10 protein-coding genes and 1 pseudogene are annotated in these 17,249 nt (G+C 64.9%); 4 read left to right on the forward strand and 7 right to left on the reverse strand.

Annotated features, from left to right (window positions below; genetic code table 11):
• Positions 1-89: 89 nt before the first annotated feature.
• The 3 genes and pseudogenes from AC1AYR_RS02145 to AC1AYR_RS02155 all read left to right on the forward strand — a co-directional run.
• Positions 90-3,485 (forward strand): annotated as a pseudogene (locus AC1AYR_RS02145) (DEAD/DEAH box helicase); the annotation flags it as partial.
• Between the two features lie 231 nt (positions 3,486-3,716).
• Positions 3,717-5,237: an Lhr family ATP-dependent helicase gene (locus tag AC1AYR_RS02150; protein ID WP_476555125.1), complete on the forward strand. Its 1,521-nt coding sequence runs from the start codon at positions 3,717-3,719 to the stop codon at positions 5,235-5,237.
• A 58-nt stretch (positions 5,238-5,295) separates the two neighbouring features.
• Complete coding sequence (locus AC1AYR_RS02155; protein WP_476510870.1) at positions 5,296-6,360, forward strand: YeiH family protein; 1,065 nt, start codon at positions 5,296-5,298, stop codon at positions 6,358-6,360.
• A gap of 176 nt (positions 6,361-6,536) precedes the next feature.
• Here the strand turns inward: AC1AYR_RS02155 and AC1AYR_RS02160 are convergent, their stop codons facing one another.
• Together AC1AYR_RS02160 and AC1AYR_RS02165 are read right to left on the reverse strand one after the other, a co-directional pair.
• The gene (locus AC1AYR_RS02160) at positions 6,537-7,682 is read right to left on the reverse strand and encodes a 4-hydroxybutyrate dehydrogenase (RefSeq protein WP_476510869.1); all 1,146 of its coding nucleotides are present in this window, start codon (positions 7,680-7,682) and stop codon (positions 6,537-6,539) included.
• A gap of 546 nt (positions 7,683-8,228) precedes the next feature.
• On the reverse strand, positions 8,229-8,438 hold the full coding sequence (locus AC1AYR_RS02165) for a hypothetical protein (protein ID WP_476510868.1): 210 nt from the start codon (positions 8,436-8,438) through the stop codon (positions 8,229-8,231).
• 112 nt (positions 8,439-8,550) lie between these two features.
• Here AC1AYR_RS02165 and AC1AYR_RS02170 point away from each other — a divergent pair, with 112 nt between their 5' ends.
• The gene (locus tag AC1AYR_RS02170; RefSeq protein ID WP_476510867.1) at positions 8,551-9,354 is read left to right on the forward strand and encodes an ADP-ribosylglycohydrolase family protein; all 804 of its coding nucleotides are present in this window, start codon (positions 8,551-8,553) and stop codon (positions 9,352-9,354) included.
• 155 nt (positions 9,355-9,509) lie between these two features.
• Here AC1AYR_RS02170 and AC1AYR_RS02175 read toward each other — a convergent pair whose 3' ends face one another.
• The 5 genes from AC1AYR_RS02175 to AC1AYR_RS02195 all read right to left on the reverse strand — a co-directional run.
• Positions 9,510-10,256, reverse strand: coding sequence for a hypothetical protein (locus AC1AYR_RS02175; RefSeq protein WP_476510866.1), 747 nt, complete (start codon positions 10,254-10,256; stop codon positions 9,510-9,512).
• Positions 10,246-11,997, reverse strand: coding sequence for a hypothetical protein (locus tag AC1AYR_RS02180; protein ID WP_476510865.1), 1,752 nt, complete (start codon positions 11,995-11,997; stop codon positions 10,246-10,248). The genes AC1AYR_RS02175 and AC1AYR_RS02180 overlap by 11 nt, the downstream gene beginning before the upstream one ends.
• Positions 11,998-12,489: 492 nt before the next feature.
• Positions 12,490-13,959 carry a hypothetical protein gene (locus tag AC1AYR_RS02185; RefSeq protein WP_476510864.1) on the reverse strand — a complete coding sequence of 490 codons (1,470 nt, stop codon included), beginning with the start codon at positions 13,957-13,959 and terminating at the stop codon, positions 12,490-12,492.
• 6 nt (positions 13,960-13,965) lie between these two features.
• Positions 13,966-17,013: a type I restriction endonuclease subunit R gene (locus AC1AYR_RS02190; protein ID WP_476510863.1), complete on the reverse strand. Its 3,048-nt coding sequence runs from the start codon at positions 17,011-17,013 to the stop codon at positions 13,966-13,968.
• A gap of 20 nt (positions 17,014-17,033) precedes the next feature.
• Positions 17,034-17,249 (reverse strand): hypothetical protein (locus AC1AYR_RS02195; RefSeq protein ID WP_476555123.1); only part of this gene is annotated, 216 nt, incomplete at its 5' end.

The following is a 17,249-nucleotide window of genomic DNA, read 5'->3' on the forward strand; positions in this document are numbered from 1 at the left end:
GGGTGCCGGGCCGTAGCGCGGAGATCGTCATTCCGGGCGATACGACGTTCGTGAAGCACTTGTCGCACGCACAGCCGATAATCGAACATATGTGCGAAGGATTGGCGGCGTTCTCCGAACCCACAAGGGTCTGGTTCCAGCGTGCCTTCGGTGAGCCGACCGAGGCGCAGCGCGAGGCGTGGCCGGCCATCCGATCCGGCGGCAACGTGCTGGTCGTAGCGCCCACCGGCTCCGGCAAGACACTCGCCGCCTTCCTCTCCGCCATCGACCGGCTCATGGCCCCCTGCGCCGATTCCCGCCCCCGCACCGACGTGTCGCATACGGACGGCGGTGCCGATTCTCGCCCCCGCCGGCAGGGGCGAACGGCCGTGCCTACGGATCTTGATTCTCGCCCCCGCGCCGATGCATCGCATACGGACGACGGTGCCGATTCTCGCCCCCGCCGGCAGGGGCGAACGGCCGTACCTACGGATCTTGATTCCCGCCCTCGCACCGACGCGTCGCATACGGACGGCGGTGCCGATTCCTGCCCCCGCCGGCGGGGGCTGTCGGCTATGCCGACTGGGGGTGGTCAGGCGCGAAGCGCCACAACCCGCGACGCCCGCGGCGTGCGCATCCTCTACGTCTCCCCATTGAAGGCCCTCGCCGTGGACGTGGCCAGGAACCTCGAAGCGCCACTGGACGGCATCGCCCGCGCATGCGAACAACTCGGTCGGCCCGCACCGCACATCCGCGTCGCCACGCGCAGCGGCGATACGACGCCCAAAGATCGCCGCGCCATCGCCGCGCACCCGCCGGACATCCTCGTCACCACCCCCGAATCGCTCTACCTGCTGCTCACCTCCAAGGCACGACGCATCCTCAGGACCGTGGACACGGTCATCGTCGACGAGGTCCACGCGCTCGCCGGCACCAAGCGCGGCGCGCACCTCGCCTTAAGCCTCGAACGGCTCGACGACCTCGTCACCGGCGACGCTCGCAATACGAGTGACTCCGGTACCGTACGTCGTGTGCAGCGTATTGGCCTGTCCGCCACCGTGAATCCGCCCGCCGAGGCGGCGCGCTTCCTCGGCGGGAACCGGCCGGTCACGATCGTGAACCCCGGTACGCGGCCGGGCATGGATCTGAAGGTCGTCGAACCGTTGGCGGACATGCGCGACCTCGCATCCGCGAACGTGCCGAACCGCGCCGGCGGCGTGGACGCCGACGGGCCACACGCGGGCACGCCGCACATCTCCGGTGTGACGCCCGCCATGCGCCGGCTCGCCGAGCGCAAGGGCCTCGCCGGCGCGGACGGCGGCCGGGCGGCGGATGACGACGTGCACGGTGATGGTGCCCGAGGCTCCTCCACGGCGATCACCGGCGCGGCGGGAGATCGCACGGCCGGATCGATATGGCCGATGGTCGAGGCGAGCGTGCTCGACGAGATTCTCGCGCACCGAACCACGCTCGTGTTCGTCAATTCACGTGGACTCGCTGAGAAGCTCACCGCGCGGCTCAACGACCTGTACTCCGACGTGATCGCGATGGCGCATCACGGTTCCGTGTCGAAGGACCGGCGCAAGCAGATCGAGGAACGGCTCAAACGCGGCGAACTGCGCTGCGTCGTCGCCACGAGCAGCCTCGAACTCGGCATTGACATGGGCTCCGTGGATCTCGTCATCCAGATCGCGCCGCCGCTGTCCGTCGCATCCGGGCTGCAGCGCGTCGGCCGCGCCGACCATCATGTCGGCGGCGTCTCGCACGCCCTGTTCTATCCGTTGACGCGCGAACAGATCATCGGCGTCGCCGCATCCGTCGAAAGCATGTGTGCCGGTGATATCGAACCGTTGGCCGTGCCGCGCAATCCGCTCGACGTCCTCGCCCAGCAGACCGTGGCGGCCGCCGCTATGGACGACCTCGACCCGGACGCATGGTATACAGCCGTGCGCCGTGCGGCACCATTCGCCGAGCTCGACCGCGACATGTTCGATGCCGTCATGGGCATGCTCACCGGCGCCTACGACACCGAGGAGTTCTCCGCGTTCCGCCCGCCGCTCATGTGGAACCACGAGGCGAACCGCATCGCCGCACGTCCCGGCGCGCAACGGCTTGCCGTCACCTCCGGCGGCACGATACCCGATCGCGGCCTCTACACGGTCGTCCTGCCCGAAGCGGACGGCAATCAGGGGCGGCGGCGGGTCGGCGAACTCGACGAGGAGATGGTATACGAGTCGCGCGTCGGCGACATCATCACCCTCGGCACCTCCACGTGGCGGATCGAGGAGATCACGCGCGACCAGGTGGTCGTCACGCCCGCGCCCGCACGCACCGCACGACTGCCGTTCTGGCATGGCGAGGAATCCGGCCGCGACGCGGGCTTCGGCCGTGCCAAAGGCCGGTTCATCCGTGAGACCGTGGCCGGGCTCGTCGAGGCCTCTCGCAGTGCCGCTGAAGGGAAGCCGTCGTCGCCTTCCTTCACTCCGGCCGTCCTCGACCGTCTCCGCGTCGACGGCCTCGACCGCAACGCCATCGCCAACCTCGCCCGGCTGCTCGCCGAACAACGTTCGGCCACCGGCGTCGTCCCATCCGACCGCACCATCGTCGTCGAACGATGCCCGGACGAGGAGGGCGATCAGCGCGTCATCATCCACTCGCCATACGGCCGCCGCGTCCACGAGCCATGGTCGATGGCCATCACCGCGCGGCTCGAACGCCGCTACGGCTTCGACGGACAGGTATATGCGGCCGACGACGGCATCGTCATCCGCATTCCCGACGGCGTGGAGACGATATCCGCACGCGACTTGCTCCTGTTCGATCCGGACGAACTCACGCGACTCGTCGAAACCCAAGTGGGGGAGAGCGTGCTGTACGCGGCACGGTTCCGCGAATGCGCCGCGCGATCGCTCTACCTGCCGCGTACCGACCCCGGACGGCGCGTGCCGCTGTGGCAGCAGCGGCTCCGCGCCGCCCAGCTGCTCGCCGCGGCGCGCACCCGCCGCAACTTCCCGCTGTTGCTCGAAACCGCGCGCGAATGCCTCCAGGACGTCTACGATCTGCCGGCCTTGCGCGACCTGCTGACCAGACTGGACGCCGGAACCATCGCCATGAAGGACGTGACGACCGAAACGCCGTCACCGTTCGCCGAAAACCTGCTGTTCGGCTTCGTCGGCTCCGTCATGTACCAGTACGATGTGCCGCAGGCCGAACGCAGCGTGCGCATGCTGTCCATGGATCCGGACGTGCTCGAACGGCTGCTCGGCGACACCGACATGAGCGCCGTGCTCGACCCGGACGTAATCGCCGAGGTCGAGCGAGAACTCGCCGGACGCACATTCTGGAACGAACTCGCGCCCGACGATGTGACCGGACGCGTCACCCGCTACGCGAAGACCCACGGGCCGTTCACCGCGGACCGGATGATCGCCGAGTTGGGTGTCGGCGCGGCCGAGGCCGTGCATGCACTGGACGAGCTCAAAGAGCGTGGGGAACTGCTCTCCGGGCGGTTCACCGCGGCTGTGGACACCCACGCTGCGGATGCCGGAGCCGACACGGGTACGGCCGATGCGGGCGGCAACGGCATCGAGTCCGGCCCGGGGGCGACTGCATTGGGCGCGGCCGATGTGGGCGCTGCGGGGGAAGTCGTGCAATGGCTGCATCGTGACGTGTTCCGCCGCATCCGCGCGCGTTCGCTCGTCAAGGCGCGCGAGGCGATACGCCCCGTCGCGCCCGCCATGTACCAGACGTTCCTGCTGGAACGGCAGGGTGTCGGCCCGGTCGGCGGCGAACGACTGGAGGGAGCGGACGGGCTGATGCGCGTCATCGAACAATTGGAGGGCGTGGCGTTGCCCGCCGCCGTCTGGGAGTCGTCCGTGTTCCCCGCACGCGTGGCCGGGTATACGCCCGCCATGCTCGACGAGCTGCTCTCCAGTGGGGAGGCGGTGTGGATCGGTTCCAAGACCGGTGCCACGAAACCCTCCGAGCCGGGCCTCGTCGCCTTCCATCCCGCCGATTCCGTGTTGGCTCCCTCCGGCGAGGAGGTTGTCGCCCATCGGACGACCGGGGACGAGACCGCCGAAGGGGAATCCCCCTACACCGCCGCCGTCCTCGCGGCATTGGCCTCCGGCGGCGCCTACCATGCGGTCCAACTCGCCGACGCCGCCAAACGGGTCTGGGCCACGATCGCCGAGCCGGACATCGACGCCTCCACTGGCGAAATTCTTATGCCGGAGTGGAACGCGGGACGATTCGAGGAGGCGCTGTGGTCGCTCGTCTGGCAAGGGAAGGTGACCAACGGCTCGTTCGCCCCCGTACGCGCGTTGGGTGCAGGAACACACAGAACGCATACGCCCGCGCGCGCGTCACGTCGCCGCATCCGCATGCGGGCCGTGACGCCGATGACGCTGACGGGCATGTGGTCGGCCGTCGGTGCGGATGGCGCGGACGTGACGGACAGCCGCGACGAACGGCACGCGCTCGAACTGGTGGAGATCCTGCTCGACCGGTACGGCGTCATCGCCCAGCCGATCGTGGACAGGGAACACGTTCCTGGAGGGTTTCCCGCGTTGTATCCGCTGCTCACGCGCATGGAGGAGCATGGCCGGCTCGTGCGTGGTCTGTTCGTGGAAGGTTTCGGCGCATCCCAGTTCGCCGAACGGGAGACGGTCGACGCGCTGCGCCGTGCCGAGTCCGGCGGGGGAGACGGGACGGGAACCGATGGGACGCGAAGTCGTATGCGTTCCCCCGTGGCGCTCGGCGTGCTCGACCCGGCGAACCTGTACGGGTCGGCGCTGCCATGGCCGGCCACGCCGCCGGGTGCGTCCAGGCCGCTTCGACGCGAAGGCGGCATCGTCGTACTGTCGGAGGGCACGCCGGTCGCCTATGCGACACCCAAGTCGAAGCATCTGACGGTGTTCGGCGGTGGTGCCGCGGTCGGCAACGGTATGGCGGTCGGAAACGGTATGGCGGTCGGAAACGGTATGGCGGTCGGAAACGGTACGGCAGCCGGAAACGGTACGGCAGCCGGTGTGATGGGAGAAGCTCCGGATGCCGGAACCGACGTGGGCCTGCGTCTCGGGCTGACCGAACTCGCCTACGCCCTGCGCCGCGGACTCGCCGCCGGCGGTGGAAGCGGCATAGGCACGGTCACGTTCGCCGACGTGAACGGCGTGCCGTTGAACGCGCGCAACCCGTACATGCACGTCCTCCACCAGGCCGGATTCACCCCGGTCCCGCAGGGCATGCGGCTGTATTAGTCCGCAGCCGCACGGTCGGCGAAATCACGGTCGGCGGAATCTGGTTGAATCGCACGACGTGAAGAAGTTCTGTGCGAAATGGTGGAAGCGCATCGCCACCATCGATATGCCGTTCGTCGCCGCCGTGACGCTCGCCGCGTCGCTCGTCGCCTCATGGCTGAAGCAATTCCCCGGATTCAGCCTGTTCGGCGCCCTGATCATCGCCCTGCTCATCGGCATGGCGATTCAGGTGCCCGTCCGCGACGGTTACGTGCGCGGCCGCGACGCCCGCAAGGCCGGCGTCAAGGACGCGGCCGGACTGATCTCCAACAAACTGCTGCGTCTCGGCATCATCCTGCTCGGATTCAAACTGAACCTCGCCGTCCTGTTCACGCAGGGCGCCAAATGCCTGCCGCTCGCGGCCCTCGTCGTCACGTTCGCCATCGTCGTATGCTATGCGATCGCGCGCCGGCTCGGCGTCGACCCGATGCTCGCCATCCTCACCGCGGGAGGCACCGGCATCTGCGGTGCGGCCGCCGTCATGGGACTGGCCGGTTCCATACGCGTGCCCGAAGAGCGGCAGGACGAGAAGAACGACGACGTGACCATGGCCGTCGCCATCGTCGCGATCATGGGCACCGTGTTCGCGCTCGCCGAGATCGCCCTCGGCCCACTCACCGGCATGACCACGACGCAGCTCGGCATCACGGCCGGCGCGTCCCTGCATGAGATCGCGCACGCGGTGGCCGCCGGCGACGCGTTCGGCGCGGTCGACGTCGCCACCATCATGAAGCTGTCGCGCGTGCTCATGCTCGTGGTCGCCGCGGTCGCCATCGCCGCATGGTGGGGGCGCGGCCACGCGGGCGACGCGGGCAAGGGGAGCGCGGCGAACGTGTTCCCCTGGTTCATGCTCGGCTTCATCGGCGCATCCGTCATCGGCACGTTCGTGCCGGGCGTCGCCGCGATCACGCCGCGTCTCGTGGACTTCGCCTACATCGTGCTCGGCATGGCCATGGCCGCGCTCGGCATCAACGTGAACTTCAAGGCCATCGCCGCGAAGGGGCGCATGGCGCTGCTGGCGAGTTTCCTCACGTCCGTGCTGCTCATGTGTCTCGCCGCCGGCGCGGCGGTGCTGTTCTTCTGATTCCTCCGAGCGCGTGCCGGTGAGGTGTTCCGGTGGCCGCCGGGTGCTTGCCGGGGCGGTGTTCCGGGTGCCGCCGGGCGCTTGCCGGGCGCGTGCCGGGGCCACCGGGTACCGCCGGGTGCCGCGCCGGCACGCGCTCTCGGTACGACGCGTCAGGACGCGGCGCCAGGGATTGTTCAGTACAGCTCCTCGAAGATCTTGCGCACGCGGGCCGCGTCGAGCGGCACGTAGTTGTTGCGCATGAGACGCGCCTGCGTCGTCATCACGCGATCCGTGAACTCGGGCAGATCCTCGCGGGTCACACCGTACTCGTGCAGCGCCTTCTTCGGCAGCAGCCGGTCGATGAGCCGCTCCAGCTCGTCATACACGTCGGCCACATCGCAGCCGAGCAGTCCGGCGAGCACGGCGTTGAGCTTCGCGATCTCGCCATCCGGCTTGATCTCCATGTAGTTGCGCAGCACGCCGGTGAACATCGCATAGTTCGATTCGCCGTGCGGCACATGGTACTTGCCGCCCAGCTGGTAGCTCAGCGCGTGCACGGCCGCGCAGCCGCCCGTGTCGAAGCTGATGCCCGCATAATCGGAGGCGATGAGGAAGTCGGTCATCAGCTCGTTGCGCTTCACGCGACGCTTCTCGGCGTCGTCATCCGGGCCGCCGGCCTCGACGATCGCCTGGTATCCGCCCACGATCATGCGCATCGCCTCATAGCCGAACAGGCGCGTGTACGGGGTCGCGTTCGGGGAGAGCGTGGACTCGACCGAATGCACGAGCGCGTCGAGCGAGCTGGTCATGAACACGTGGTCGGGCAGGCCGTACAGGAGCTCGGGGATGAGCGCCGCATGGTCGGCGAACATCTCCGGGCCGGCGATGCCCGCCTTGCAGCCGAGACGCGTGCGGTTGATGGCAGCGATCTCCGTGACCTCGCTGCCCGTGCCGCATGTGGTGGGCACGAGCACGAGACCCACCGTGCGCTTGAAATCGGGCAGATGGTCGATGACCTCGTCGATTGACGCGCCGCCCGCCACGGCCACGATCTTCGACATGTCCATCACCGCGCCGCCGCCGATCGCGACGATGCGGTCGTAGTCGAACGCCTGCGCATCCTCGATGATCGCGTCGATCATCACGTCGGTCGGCTCCTGGTTGCCGTACTTGTCGACGAGCAGTACGTTCGCGCCGTTGAGATGGGGTTCGAGGAACGCGTCGTGGATCATGCCGATGGTGACGACCAGGTCGCGCGGACCGAGCTTGAATTCCTCGGCGAATTCCCGGACCGTGTCGAACTGGTGGATGTCCTTCGGTCCTACGGTGAGCATCTTCATGGATGTGCCTGCCTTTCTTCATGCGCCCTATGCGGTTCCATAGGCGTCCGCTATGGTGAGTCCGCTCTGTTGGGATGTCGGGGGATCTGAAATCCCCGTTGCCGTGCGATGGTAATCCCGTACCGTGTCGCAGAGATTGCGTCATCCTGGCACGCCGGCGTGGTATCTGGCGGCAGGGTGATGGATGTGTATGGTTCCGATGCGGATGTGTACGGTTCCCCAACGGATGTGTACGATTTCGTCGGCAACCTGTACCTCAACATGGCCAACCTGCATGGTAGGTTTCCGAAGACGGTCAATCATGCGAGGAATCATCCGTGCGAAATCCTTGGAAATCCGCCAAACCGTGGTGCCCGCAACGGCGATGTCGCCGGGCTCTTCGGAACGCAACTCCACACGTTCAGCCCGATAAGGTACACGTCCGTGCGTGAATCCTGCACATTCGTATCCGAACCATGCATATCGATGGTTGAACCATACAGGTCCGCCCTTGAACCATACAGGTCCATACTCGCAATGGCGATGCTGAACGCCGCCGCCACCATATCAACGGAAGCTGATGCCGCCCTTGTGTCCGGTCGCCTTGAACGGCATCGCCCGTCGGCCGGACCTCGCCGGGGTGCGGGCTTTCGCGTTGGCAGGGAGTTTGACGTTGTCACCGGCGTGATTCGGGGCGTTCCAGGTGCCGCGGCAGTCATGCTGCGACGGCTTCGGCCAGCCAGAGACGTGTGTCGGTCGGGATGAATGCTCGCTCATACCGGCCCATTCTAGCGTCATCGGCGGGAGGTGCCAGACCACGGAACTATGGGCTATTCTTGATGGCAGGTCTTTCGATAAGCCGGAAATGGACATGGGAAGGGAGACGGTCATGGTCGCGACGTTGCGTGATGCCGTATACGGACAGGCAGTGGGGGATGCGCTTGGCGTGCCCTACGAGTTCAAACCGAGGGGAAGCTTCCATGCGGATGGCATGGTCGGTCATGGCGCGCATGACCAGCCCGCCGGCACATGGAGTGACGATACGAGCATGGCGCTCGCCGTCTGCGATTCCGTCCGTGCGAGCGGCGGGCGTATCGATACGGTCGACATGCGGGCGCGGTTCGAGGAATGGTATCGGCACGACGCGTACACGGTCGACGGTCTGTTCGACATCGGCAACACCACGGTCGAGGCATTATTGCAGGGGCGTGGCTGTGATGGCGAACGGGACAACGGCAACGGTTCGCTGATGCGCACGATTCCTCTCGCCTTCACGCACGCCACCGATGATGATATCCGTGCGGTGAGCGCGATCACGCACGCCCATGAGACGAGCATGGACGCGTGCGTGCGGCTGGTGGCGTTCGCCCGCCTGCTGGTCGATGGGCGTTCGCCGCGTGAGGCGTTGACGGAGGCAAGACCGGTGCGCGCCGACGTGGCCTCGCTGCCGGAGGAGTCGATTCGTTCCGGCGGGTACGTGCTGGACACGCTGCTTGCGTCGGTATGGTGCCTGCTGACTACGGACTCGTATGCGGACTGTGTGCTGAAGGCCGTGAACCTTGGTTCCGATACGGACACCACGGCCGCCGTCGCCGGTGGTCTGGCCGGCATCGTCTATGGCGTGGAGGGGATTCCCGCCGAGTGGATGGATACGTTGCGCGGCAAGCGGACCATCGAGATGTGCCTGTTCTGATTGCTACTGTGTTCGTAAGCAAGTTGTTCGTAAGCAACTTGTTTACGAACACAGTAGCAATCAGGTTTTTCGCATTGTGGTGTCCTCCCGCTGGCGGGAGGTGGCGCGCAGCGCCGGAGGGTGGTCGCAGGACGGGAATCAGCGACGGCGACCGCTCATGTTGCCGCTCTTGTCCGTCCTTGGAGACTGACGGTGAGATGTTCGCTGTCGAGCAGTTTCGCGAGCGTCGGCGCGTATTCCGCCCGTGCGATTCTGCGGCGTCTGTCGCCGATGCCGGACGCCGGCCATGTCAGCAGGTCGAACCGTGACGTTCGGGCGGTCCGGCGTAGCGTTCGGGGCAGTTCGATGATGCAGTGGCGTCCGTCCTCCGTCAGCGTGAAGACGGCCTGGCCGTCTGCCGATGGGGATGTGTCGGTGATGGGCGCCGACTGTTGCGTCGATGCGTCGTCGCTTGTGAAGGCCATGCCGGAGATGGGACGCGCGTCCGACGCATCCGTCGGGTCGGTCAATCCCAGTATGAGCGGGGAACGCGTGCCAAGCGAATCCGTATGACGGGCGCAGCAGCGGTACAGTCCGTCCGCGGTCCTGACGAGATCGCCCGCGTCGGCCAGCATCCGCACGACGCGCGACAGGTTCCCGCGCATGTCATCGCGGGAACCGTACCAATCGAGGATGCCGGGGTACATTCCGGACAGGTTGCGCAGCCACATCGCGCTTTTGCGGATGATGGTCGCCTCGGCCACGCCGTATGAGCCGCCGAATCCGTCGTCCAAGCAGAACGCCTGCATCCAGAAGCGCAGTGCGGAATAGGAGACGCGGCAGACGAACGAGGTTTCGCCTTCGCCGGGCATCCGCGGTATGCCGAGGTCACGTGACATGACGGTCAGCAGATCATCGGCCATTGCGACCCCGTTCGATGCGTGCCAGCAGCTCCTTCGCGGACGGGGATTCCTTGCCTCCGATGCGGACTGCCTGCGCGCGCTCCAACCCGAGCGCCGCATAGGTCTGCAAGGCGACGTGCGCGGCGATCCAGTGGTCGCCCTCGCTGTCGGACTCGAATCGTTCAGCGGCGGATGCGGGCAGCATCAGGGACGCCAACGGCAACGCAGTGGTTTTCTGCATGGTGTCGGCGGTGTTGAGGATGTCGTTGTCCTGAACGCTCGTGATGTGGAGCGCTTCTTGGGAGCGAAGCATGGTGATGGTGCCGACGGGCAATCTGAGATGCCGTTCGGTCGGCAGGTAGAACACGTGGTTCCATGCTTCGGCGGCGATGAGACGGAGATTGCCGTAGGCGCCGACGGGCAGGATGATCGTCGTGTCCGGGCGGAGTCGCGACAGCGCGAAAAGCAGGCTCTCGTTCACCGTGTCGAGGACATTGTCCAATACGAGGATGCCGTCGCCTGCGGCGTTTAGCATCTGTTCCAGTTCGCGGGCGTTGTTCCAGTCGGGTGGCGTCGCGACATGATGCGCCGGCTCCCCGTACATGGCATAGGACAGCGCGTTGGCAATGTCGGCCGCGAACGCGGAATCCACGGCCACGAGTCTTGTCGCGGACATGATCCGTCCCATGGCGTTCGCCAATCTGGTGGGCGCCTGCCGGGTGTTCTCGGTGCTCACTATGCCGAATGCGCGAAGATTGCCGGCGAATGTTTTGACGAACCTGTCACTGCCCTGCGTGAACGGTATCGGCGGGTATGCGACGGGGAGCGGGGACGTTGTCGTCTCGTCCGATTGCGCGTCCGTGCGGCTGCCGGCGGTCGGGGTGTTCGCCGATGCGGCCGTGGCGGTCGCCACCGCGCGCAGCCCCAGTTTCAAGGCCACGTCCTCGTCCAAACGGGCCAGCAGATCGTTCTTCTGCTGTTCGAGTTCCGCGAGCTTGGCTTCCTCGCGACGCGAGAGTTCGGCCAGTTCGGTCTCCTTGTGCTCGTGGAGACTCCTGATTGCCTCTCGTGCGTTGTCCAGCTGCTGGTTGAGCTCATCGACTTGCTTCTGCAGGGGAGATACGAGTTTGCCAAGACGATCGTAGGTTTCGGCGCGAGCCCGTACACGTTCCTCCAGTTGCGACAGCTCGCCACGTTGCTTTTGGATATGCTGTTCGAGTTCCTGGCGTTGTATGCCGGTCTCGGCGTAGATTTGCGCCTGTTTTCTGGTTCGTTCCTCCTCCAAATCCTGTAGCGCTTCCCGGCGGCAGGCATCGATGCAGGCTTGCTTGAACGATGGATTGCTGACGAGCGTGTCCCGCACCAATGCAGCCATTTGGCGATTGCCGTTGATGAAACAGCTGACCTCTTTGCGGATTCTACCGCGATCCGAAGCGGAAAGATTGCCATCGAATTCATCAAGATGCTCCGGCGATTGGCTTGCCTTATTCAGCAGTTCGGTGAGTTGTCGGCGCTCCGTTGCGAATGTCCTGCGTGCGGTCGACGTACCACCGCATATATTGCAGAGCGTACCTTCGCGGTGATCGTATGAGTATTTTCCCCGTTGATCGAGGTAGGGATAGCTTGGTGTACATGGCGCGGTAATCGCCGATATCGCCTGGCATGGTCGGTAGATACTTAATGTCGCGGTTAACGATGGTATATCGTTCCGCGGTGAGTGGCGCCGAAGGCTTGAGTCGTATGCGATTCCCCGAGTAGTCAAGATCGTCTCGTTCCAACAACACGGCATCGAGGCCGTGATCGGTTTCCGCATACAGCATGAGCACTTGTCGTGTCGGTGTACCGGAGTAAGACCATCCTGAGGTGAGCGCGTCTCGTAGATCTTCGATATTCTCCGCCGGACTGTTGATTACCTCATAGAAGTCGGGGGTGAAGGCGTACGGTCGGGTGTAGGGATCGCGTAGCTGAGGCCGTTCGGGATTCAACGGATTCGGTTTCCAAGCCACAAAGAGGAAATCCTCTCCTGACTCGTGCATTGCGTCTATCGTCTCTAGGAGATAGAGCGATTGGGGATCTTCCGGATCGGCTCGCTGGGCTGACTTGTCGTCACGGTATACCCAAGTGTAGGAGCCGGCCCCGTTGAGGTTCCGTCGGTAGTCAAGCAGTCGTATCAGATTGTCGATGTATCCGTGCCGGTCGCGTCGCGCCATGCACACGGATGCATGGGTGAATTCGGAATCCTTGATCCAAGGCATTAGCGTGTCCTTTCTCGGAGTTGCGCGATGGCGGTGCCGCGCGAGTGCTGGTGTTGGCGTTGGGGCTGTCGCGCGTCCAGCCGTTGTCGCGCGTCCAGCCGTTGCTGTGCGATGTCGGCGCCGATGCTCCACAGCGGTCGCGGAATAACGTCTTCGGTGGTATCGGCGGTTTCGCCGGTGTTGTCGTCGATGGTACCGACGTCCGCAGGGGACGGCCCTGAAGGCGTCGTCTCTTCCGGCTTCCCGGACTCATGGTCATTCTGCGACCACTCGTCGTACGGGTGCAGGTCGTCCGGGTAGTTGGGGCCGATGTATGCCGTGTTCCATGGCATACGTTCGGTCGGTTTGAAGAACAGGCAGTACGATTCCCTTTCGCTGCGTATGCCGTGTGCGGAGTCGAATCCGATCAGGCCGATGTCGCGCGCCCGGGCATCGCCCGGCATGAACGACCGGGTGTCCAGCGTATCGTCCATCGGGCCGTCCCCGATGAGATAGGGGGAGCGGTACGCGAGTGCCGAGCGCCGGAACAGCGGCTCGTCCACGCCCGAGGACCGCAGGCATGGAGGCCACATCAACTGCGCCGAACAGTCGTAGTCCGACAGGCAGTAGCCGTAGCCCTCCAGCCAGTGGTTGGCGGAGACCAATCGTTTCGATGAGGAGGAGATCCTCACCTGGTGCACCCGTAGCCGGCCGTCTCCGATATGGCCGACGCGGGGAGCCACGTCGAAGCGATGATTCAGGTTGCGCAGATGCCGTTCGTCGCCGACGATGTAGTAGTCGACGCCGGTCTGCAACGCCTCATGCTCGGGGATGCGTCTGCCGCCGTTGTCGCCGAACGCGCTGGAGAAGATCATCACGCCATCGCACGGTTGGGGCGCGCCCACGTTGCGCCGCCATCGTCTCGGAATGACGATGCGCGTTTCCGGGTCGCGGTCGGGATTGTCGAATCGGATTGTGTTCGAGCGTTTGGCGATCAATTGCCGCATGGGGTAGGCGACGCCGTCGACCGTCACGACGTCGCCGTCGGTCAGATGGCGCTGCATGTAGTGCAGGCCTCGTCGCCGCAAGGCGAACTCCATGTGGAACCGGCCATCGGAGTGCAGGCCGTCGGAGGAACGGACGCCTCCGGCGACCCGATCGCGGCGCAGGAACATGAGCAGGGAGGGCATGGTCGTCTCCGCCTCCGAAGTGGAACCGGAGTGGAAGTGCTCGCACTGCTGAGCCCAAGGGTCGCTTTTGCGGTGACTGAAATACGGGGCCTTCGTCTTGCGGTTGCCGCCGCCGCGGATGCCGAGCCGGCGTTTCCGGTCGTAGTCCGCTCCCATGGCGGAGGGGGTGAGCGGGCGCATGCAGTACGCGCAGTTGAACCTGACCGAATCGGGCGGTTTGCCGAACCGGTCGTTCACGTCCTGCGCGGTGACGTAGGTGGGCGTGGTCGTCTCGACCATCATCACGGCACAGTCCACCATGGCGTCCTACTCTTCCTGCCTCGCGTCGCGGTAGTACTCGTCGAGCATGGCGTCGCGCACGAACCGCATCGCCTCTTCGTCGCCGCCGAGTTTGCGGAACAGTTCCTCGTTCTCGGATTGCGTATCGAACATGGCGTCCGTGAACGCGGCTTCGAACGGCGTGCTGAAGTCGGAGCGCGAATTGTTCCGTGCCTGTCTGCCGAGCTTCTCGTTGCCGTGGAGCGATGCCATCATGCTCGCGAAGTAGTTCTTCGCCGGCGTGCCGAAGTCGGTTCCGAACAGTTCGTTGAGATGGTCGATGATCACGGACAGGTAGTCCTTGTCGTCGTCCATCGGCCCGACGCCGAGGGTGCCCGCGTTGTTCTTCACCTCTTCTCCGCCCGTCAGCGTGATCTCGGCTCGGCCCTGGTTCTTGATGCGCAGCGCGGAGACGGCGATCAGGTCGTTGATGGGCTCCTCCACCTCCTGCGGGGAGGTCAGTTCGTTGGCGAGGAACATCAGGTACGTGTCGAGTTTGAGCAGTTCCACGTCGTCGAACCGGACCAGCTGGGTGATGTACGTGTAGGTGCGCAGGAACTTGCGCACGCGCTTGCGGAACTCGTCCTGGCTGTGTTCGTCCAGTTCGTCGTAGCGTTCCTTCGCCGGTTCGAGTGCGCGCAGGACCTCCGGCATGGTGCTCTCGTCCGGTCGGGCCAGCCACACGTCGCACAGCGCGTTGACGTCGTCCTCGTCGTAGACGCGGAAATCGTCGAGCGCGGTCTGCATGCGGTAGATGACGTTCGGGTCGGTGACGCGGTCGAGTTCGGTCTGCGTGTAGTACGGCTCGAACGCCGCCTGGATCGTCTCCGGCTTGTTCGCGAAGTCGAGCACGATCGGCACGGTCTTGCCCGGGTACGTGCGGTTCAGGCGCGAGAGGGTCTGCACGGCGGCCACGCCGGTGAGCTTCTTGTCCACGTACATGGCGCACAGTTTCGGCTGGTCGAATCCGGTCTGGAACTTGTCCGCCACGACCATCAGGTTGAACTCGTCGGTGTCGAACCGGTCGGCGATCTCGCCGGACTTGAATCCGTTGAGATCGGTTTCGGTCACCTCCTTGCTGCCGACCTCGACCTTGCCGGAGAACGCGACGACCGGTTTGACGCCCGCGTATTCGAGTTTGCCGGCGAGGCGCTTCATCTCGTGGTAGTAGGCGACGGCGGCCTTGCGGCTGGAGGTCACCACCATGCCTTTGGCGTGCCCGTCGAGCAGCGGCATCACCTGGTCGTGGAAATGGTCGACGATGATCTGCGAGATCTTGGTCACGTTGCTCGGGTCGAGCTTCACGAAGTCCATGATCTCCTTCTTCGTGCGTCCCGCTTTGCGTTTCGGGTCGTCGGGGGTGTTCTTGACCAGTTGGAAGTAGGTGGAGAACGTCGTGTAGTTGGTGAGCACGTCGAGGATGAATCCTTCCTCGATGGCCTGTTTCATCGAATACAGGTCGAACGGTTCCGGCTTGCCGGTCGCCTCGTCGCGCGTGCCGAACACTTCCAGCGTGGAGGGTTTCGGCGTGGCGGTGAACGCGTAGAACGACAGGTTCCGCTGCACGCCCTGCGCGTTCAGTTTGTCGCGCACGCGCATGGCGGCGTCGTCGGCGTCCTCGTCCAGCCCGCTGTCGTCCCAGTCGAGATCGGCTTCGGCGGCCTCGTCGATCTCGTCCTCGTCGGGACCGGTGTGATCGCCGAGCGCCTGCTTGGTTTTGAGATGCGCCTTGCCGCTTTGCGACGAGTGCGCCTCGTCGATGATGACGGCGAACGTGCGGCCTTCCGTGTCGGTCTGGTTGTAGATGTACGGGAACTTCTGGATGGTGGAGATGATGATGCGCGCATGTTCGTTGATCGCGTCGCGCAGGTCCTTCGACTTCTTGGCGACGGCGATCGTGCCGTTCTTGTGCGGCATGTCCATGATGGTGTCACGCAGCTGCTTGTCGAGTACCACGCGGTCGACGAGCACGATGACCGAGTCGAAGTACGAGTCGCCGTTAGCGTGGTTGAGCGAGGCGAGATGGTAGGCGAGCCATGCGATGGAATACGACTTGCCGGATCCGGCGGAATGTTGGATGAGGTAGTTGTGGCCGGGGCCTTGTTCGCGGGTGGCGGCGGTGAGACGGCGTACGGCGCGCAGCTGGTGGTAGCGGGGGAAGACGACGGCCTTCATCACGGCGCGGGTCTTGACGGTGATCTTCCTGCCCTTCTCGTCCTCCTTGCGGTAGACGATCTGGACGTACCGTTCGACGATGTCGAGCAGCGAGTCGGGCGTCAGCATCTCCTCCCACAGGTACGAGGTGCCGAACTTGCCCGGTTCGGCCGGCGGGTTGCCGCCGCCCTCCTTGCCGTTGCCCCGGTTGGACGGCATGAACGTCGTGCCCTTGCCGTCCAGCCAGGTGGTCATGTACACGTCGTCCGCGTCCACGGCGAAGTGGACGAGGGAGCGCAGGTCAGGCTGGAAGACCTTCTCCTTGGGATCGCGGTCGGTCATGTACTGGCGGATCGCGTTGGTGACGGTCTGCCCGGTCTGGTGGTTCTTCAGTTCGATGGTGACCAGCGGGAATCCGTTGACCATGAGCACCACGTCGATGCGGTACTTCTCGTCCTTCCTCGTGGTGCCGTAATGGAATTCCTCGGTGACGCGGAACCGGTTCGCCCGGTAGCGTGCGACGGCGGTCTGGTTGAGGTCGCTCTTCGGCTTGAACCACAGCAGGCGGAACTTCGCGCCTGCTACTTTGATGTCGTTGTGCAACGCCCACAGCAGGCCCTTGTCGGCGATGGTCTGCTCGATGCGCTTGATGACGTTCTCGCCCCAATGCGCGCCGTATTGGCGTTCGACCTTGGAGACCTCCATGGACTGCGTTTCGGTGAGGAATTCGAGGAGCGTCTGCTCGTCGATGGCCGTCTCGCGGTTGAAGTTCCGGTCCATCGTCGACTGGGGCACGTAGACGTACCCCTGCTTCTCGAACCCGTCCAGCACATGGTTCTGGAACGTGTGCTCGTTCATGCTGCGCGTCGGCTTCACTGCCATGATCGTTTCCTTTCCTCCCGTCACTCCACGCCGGGAACTTTGACCTTGCCGGTGACACACTCGCTGATGAGTGCCTCCCTGTATTCCCTCAACCGGACAATCAACGACTGCTTCTGAGCGATGAGGGCGTCGATCGCCGCGGTTTTCTCGTCGAGATAATCCGCGATGGCTTTGCGTTCTTGTGCTGGGGGAACGAGGATGTGGACTTCTTTGAGGATTCGTTGGGTGATGCTGTA

Source organism: Bifidobacterium sp. LH_417 (assembly GCF_056357035.1).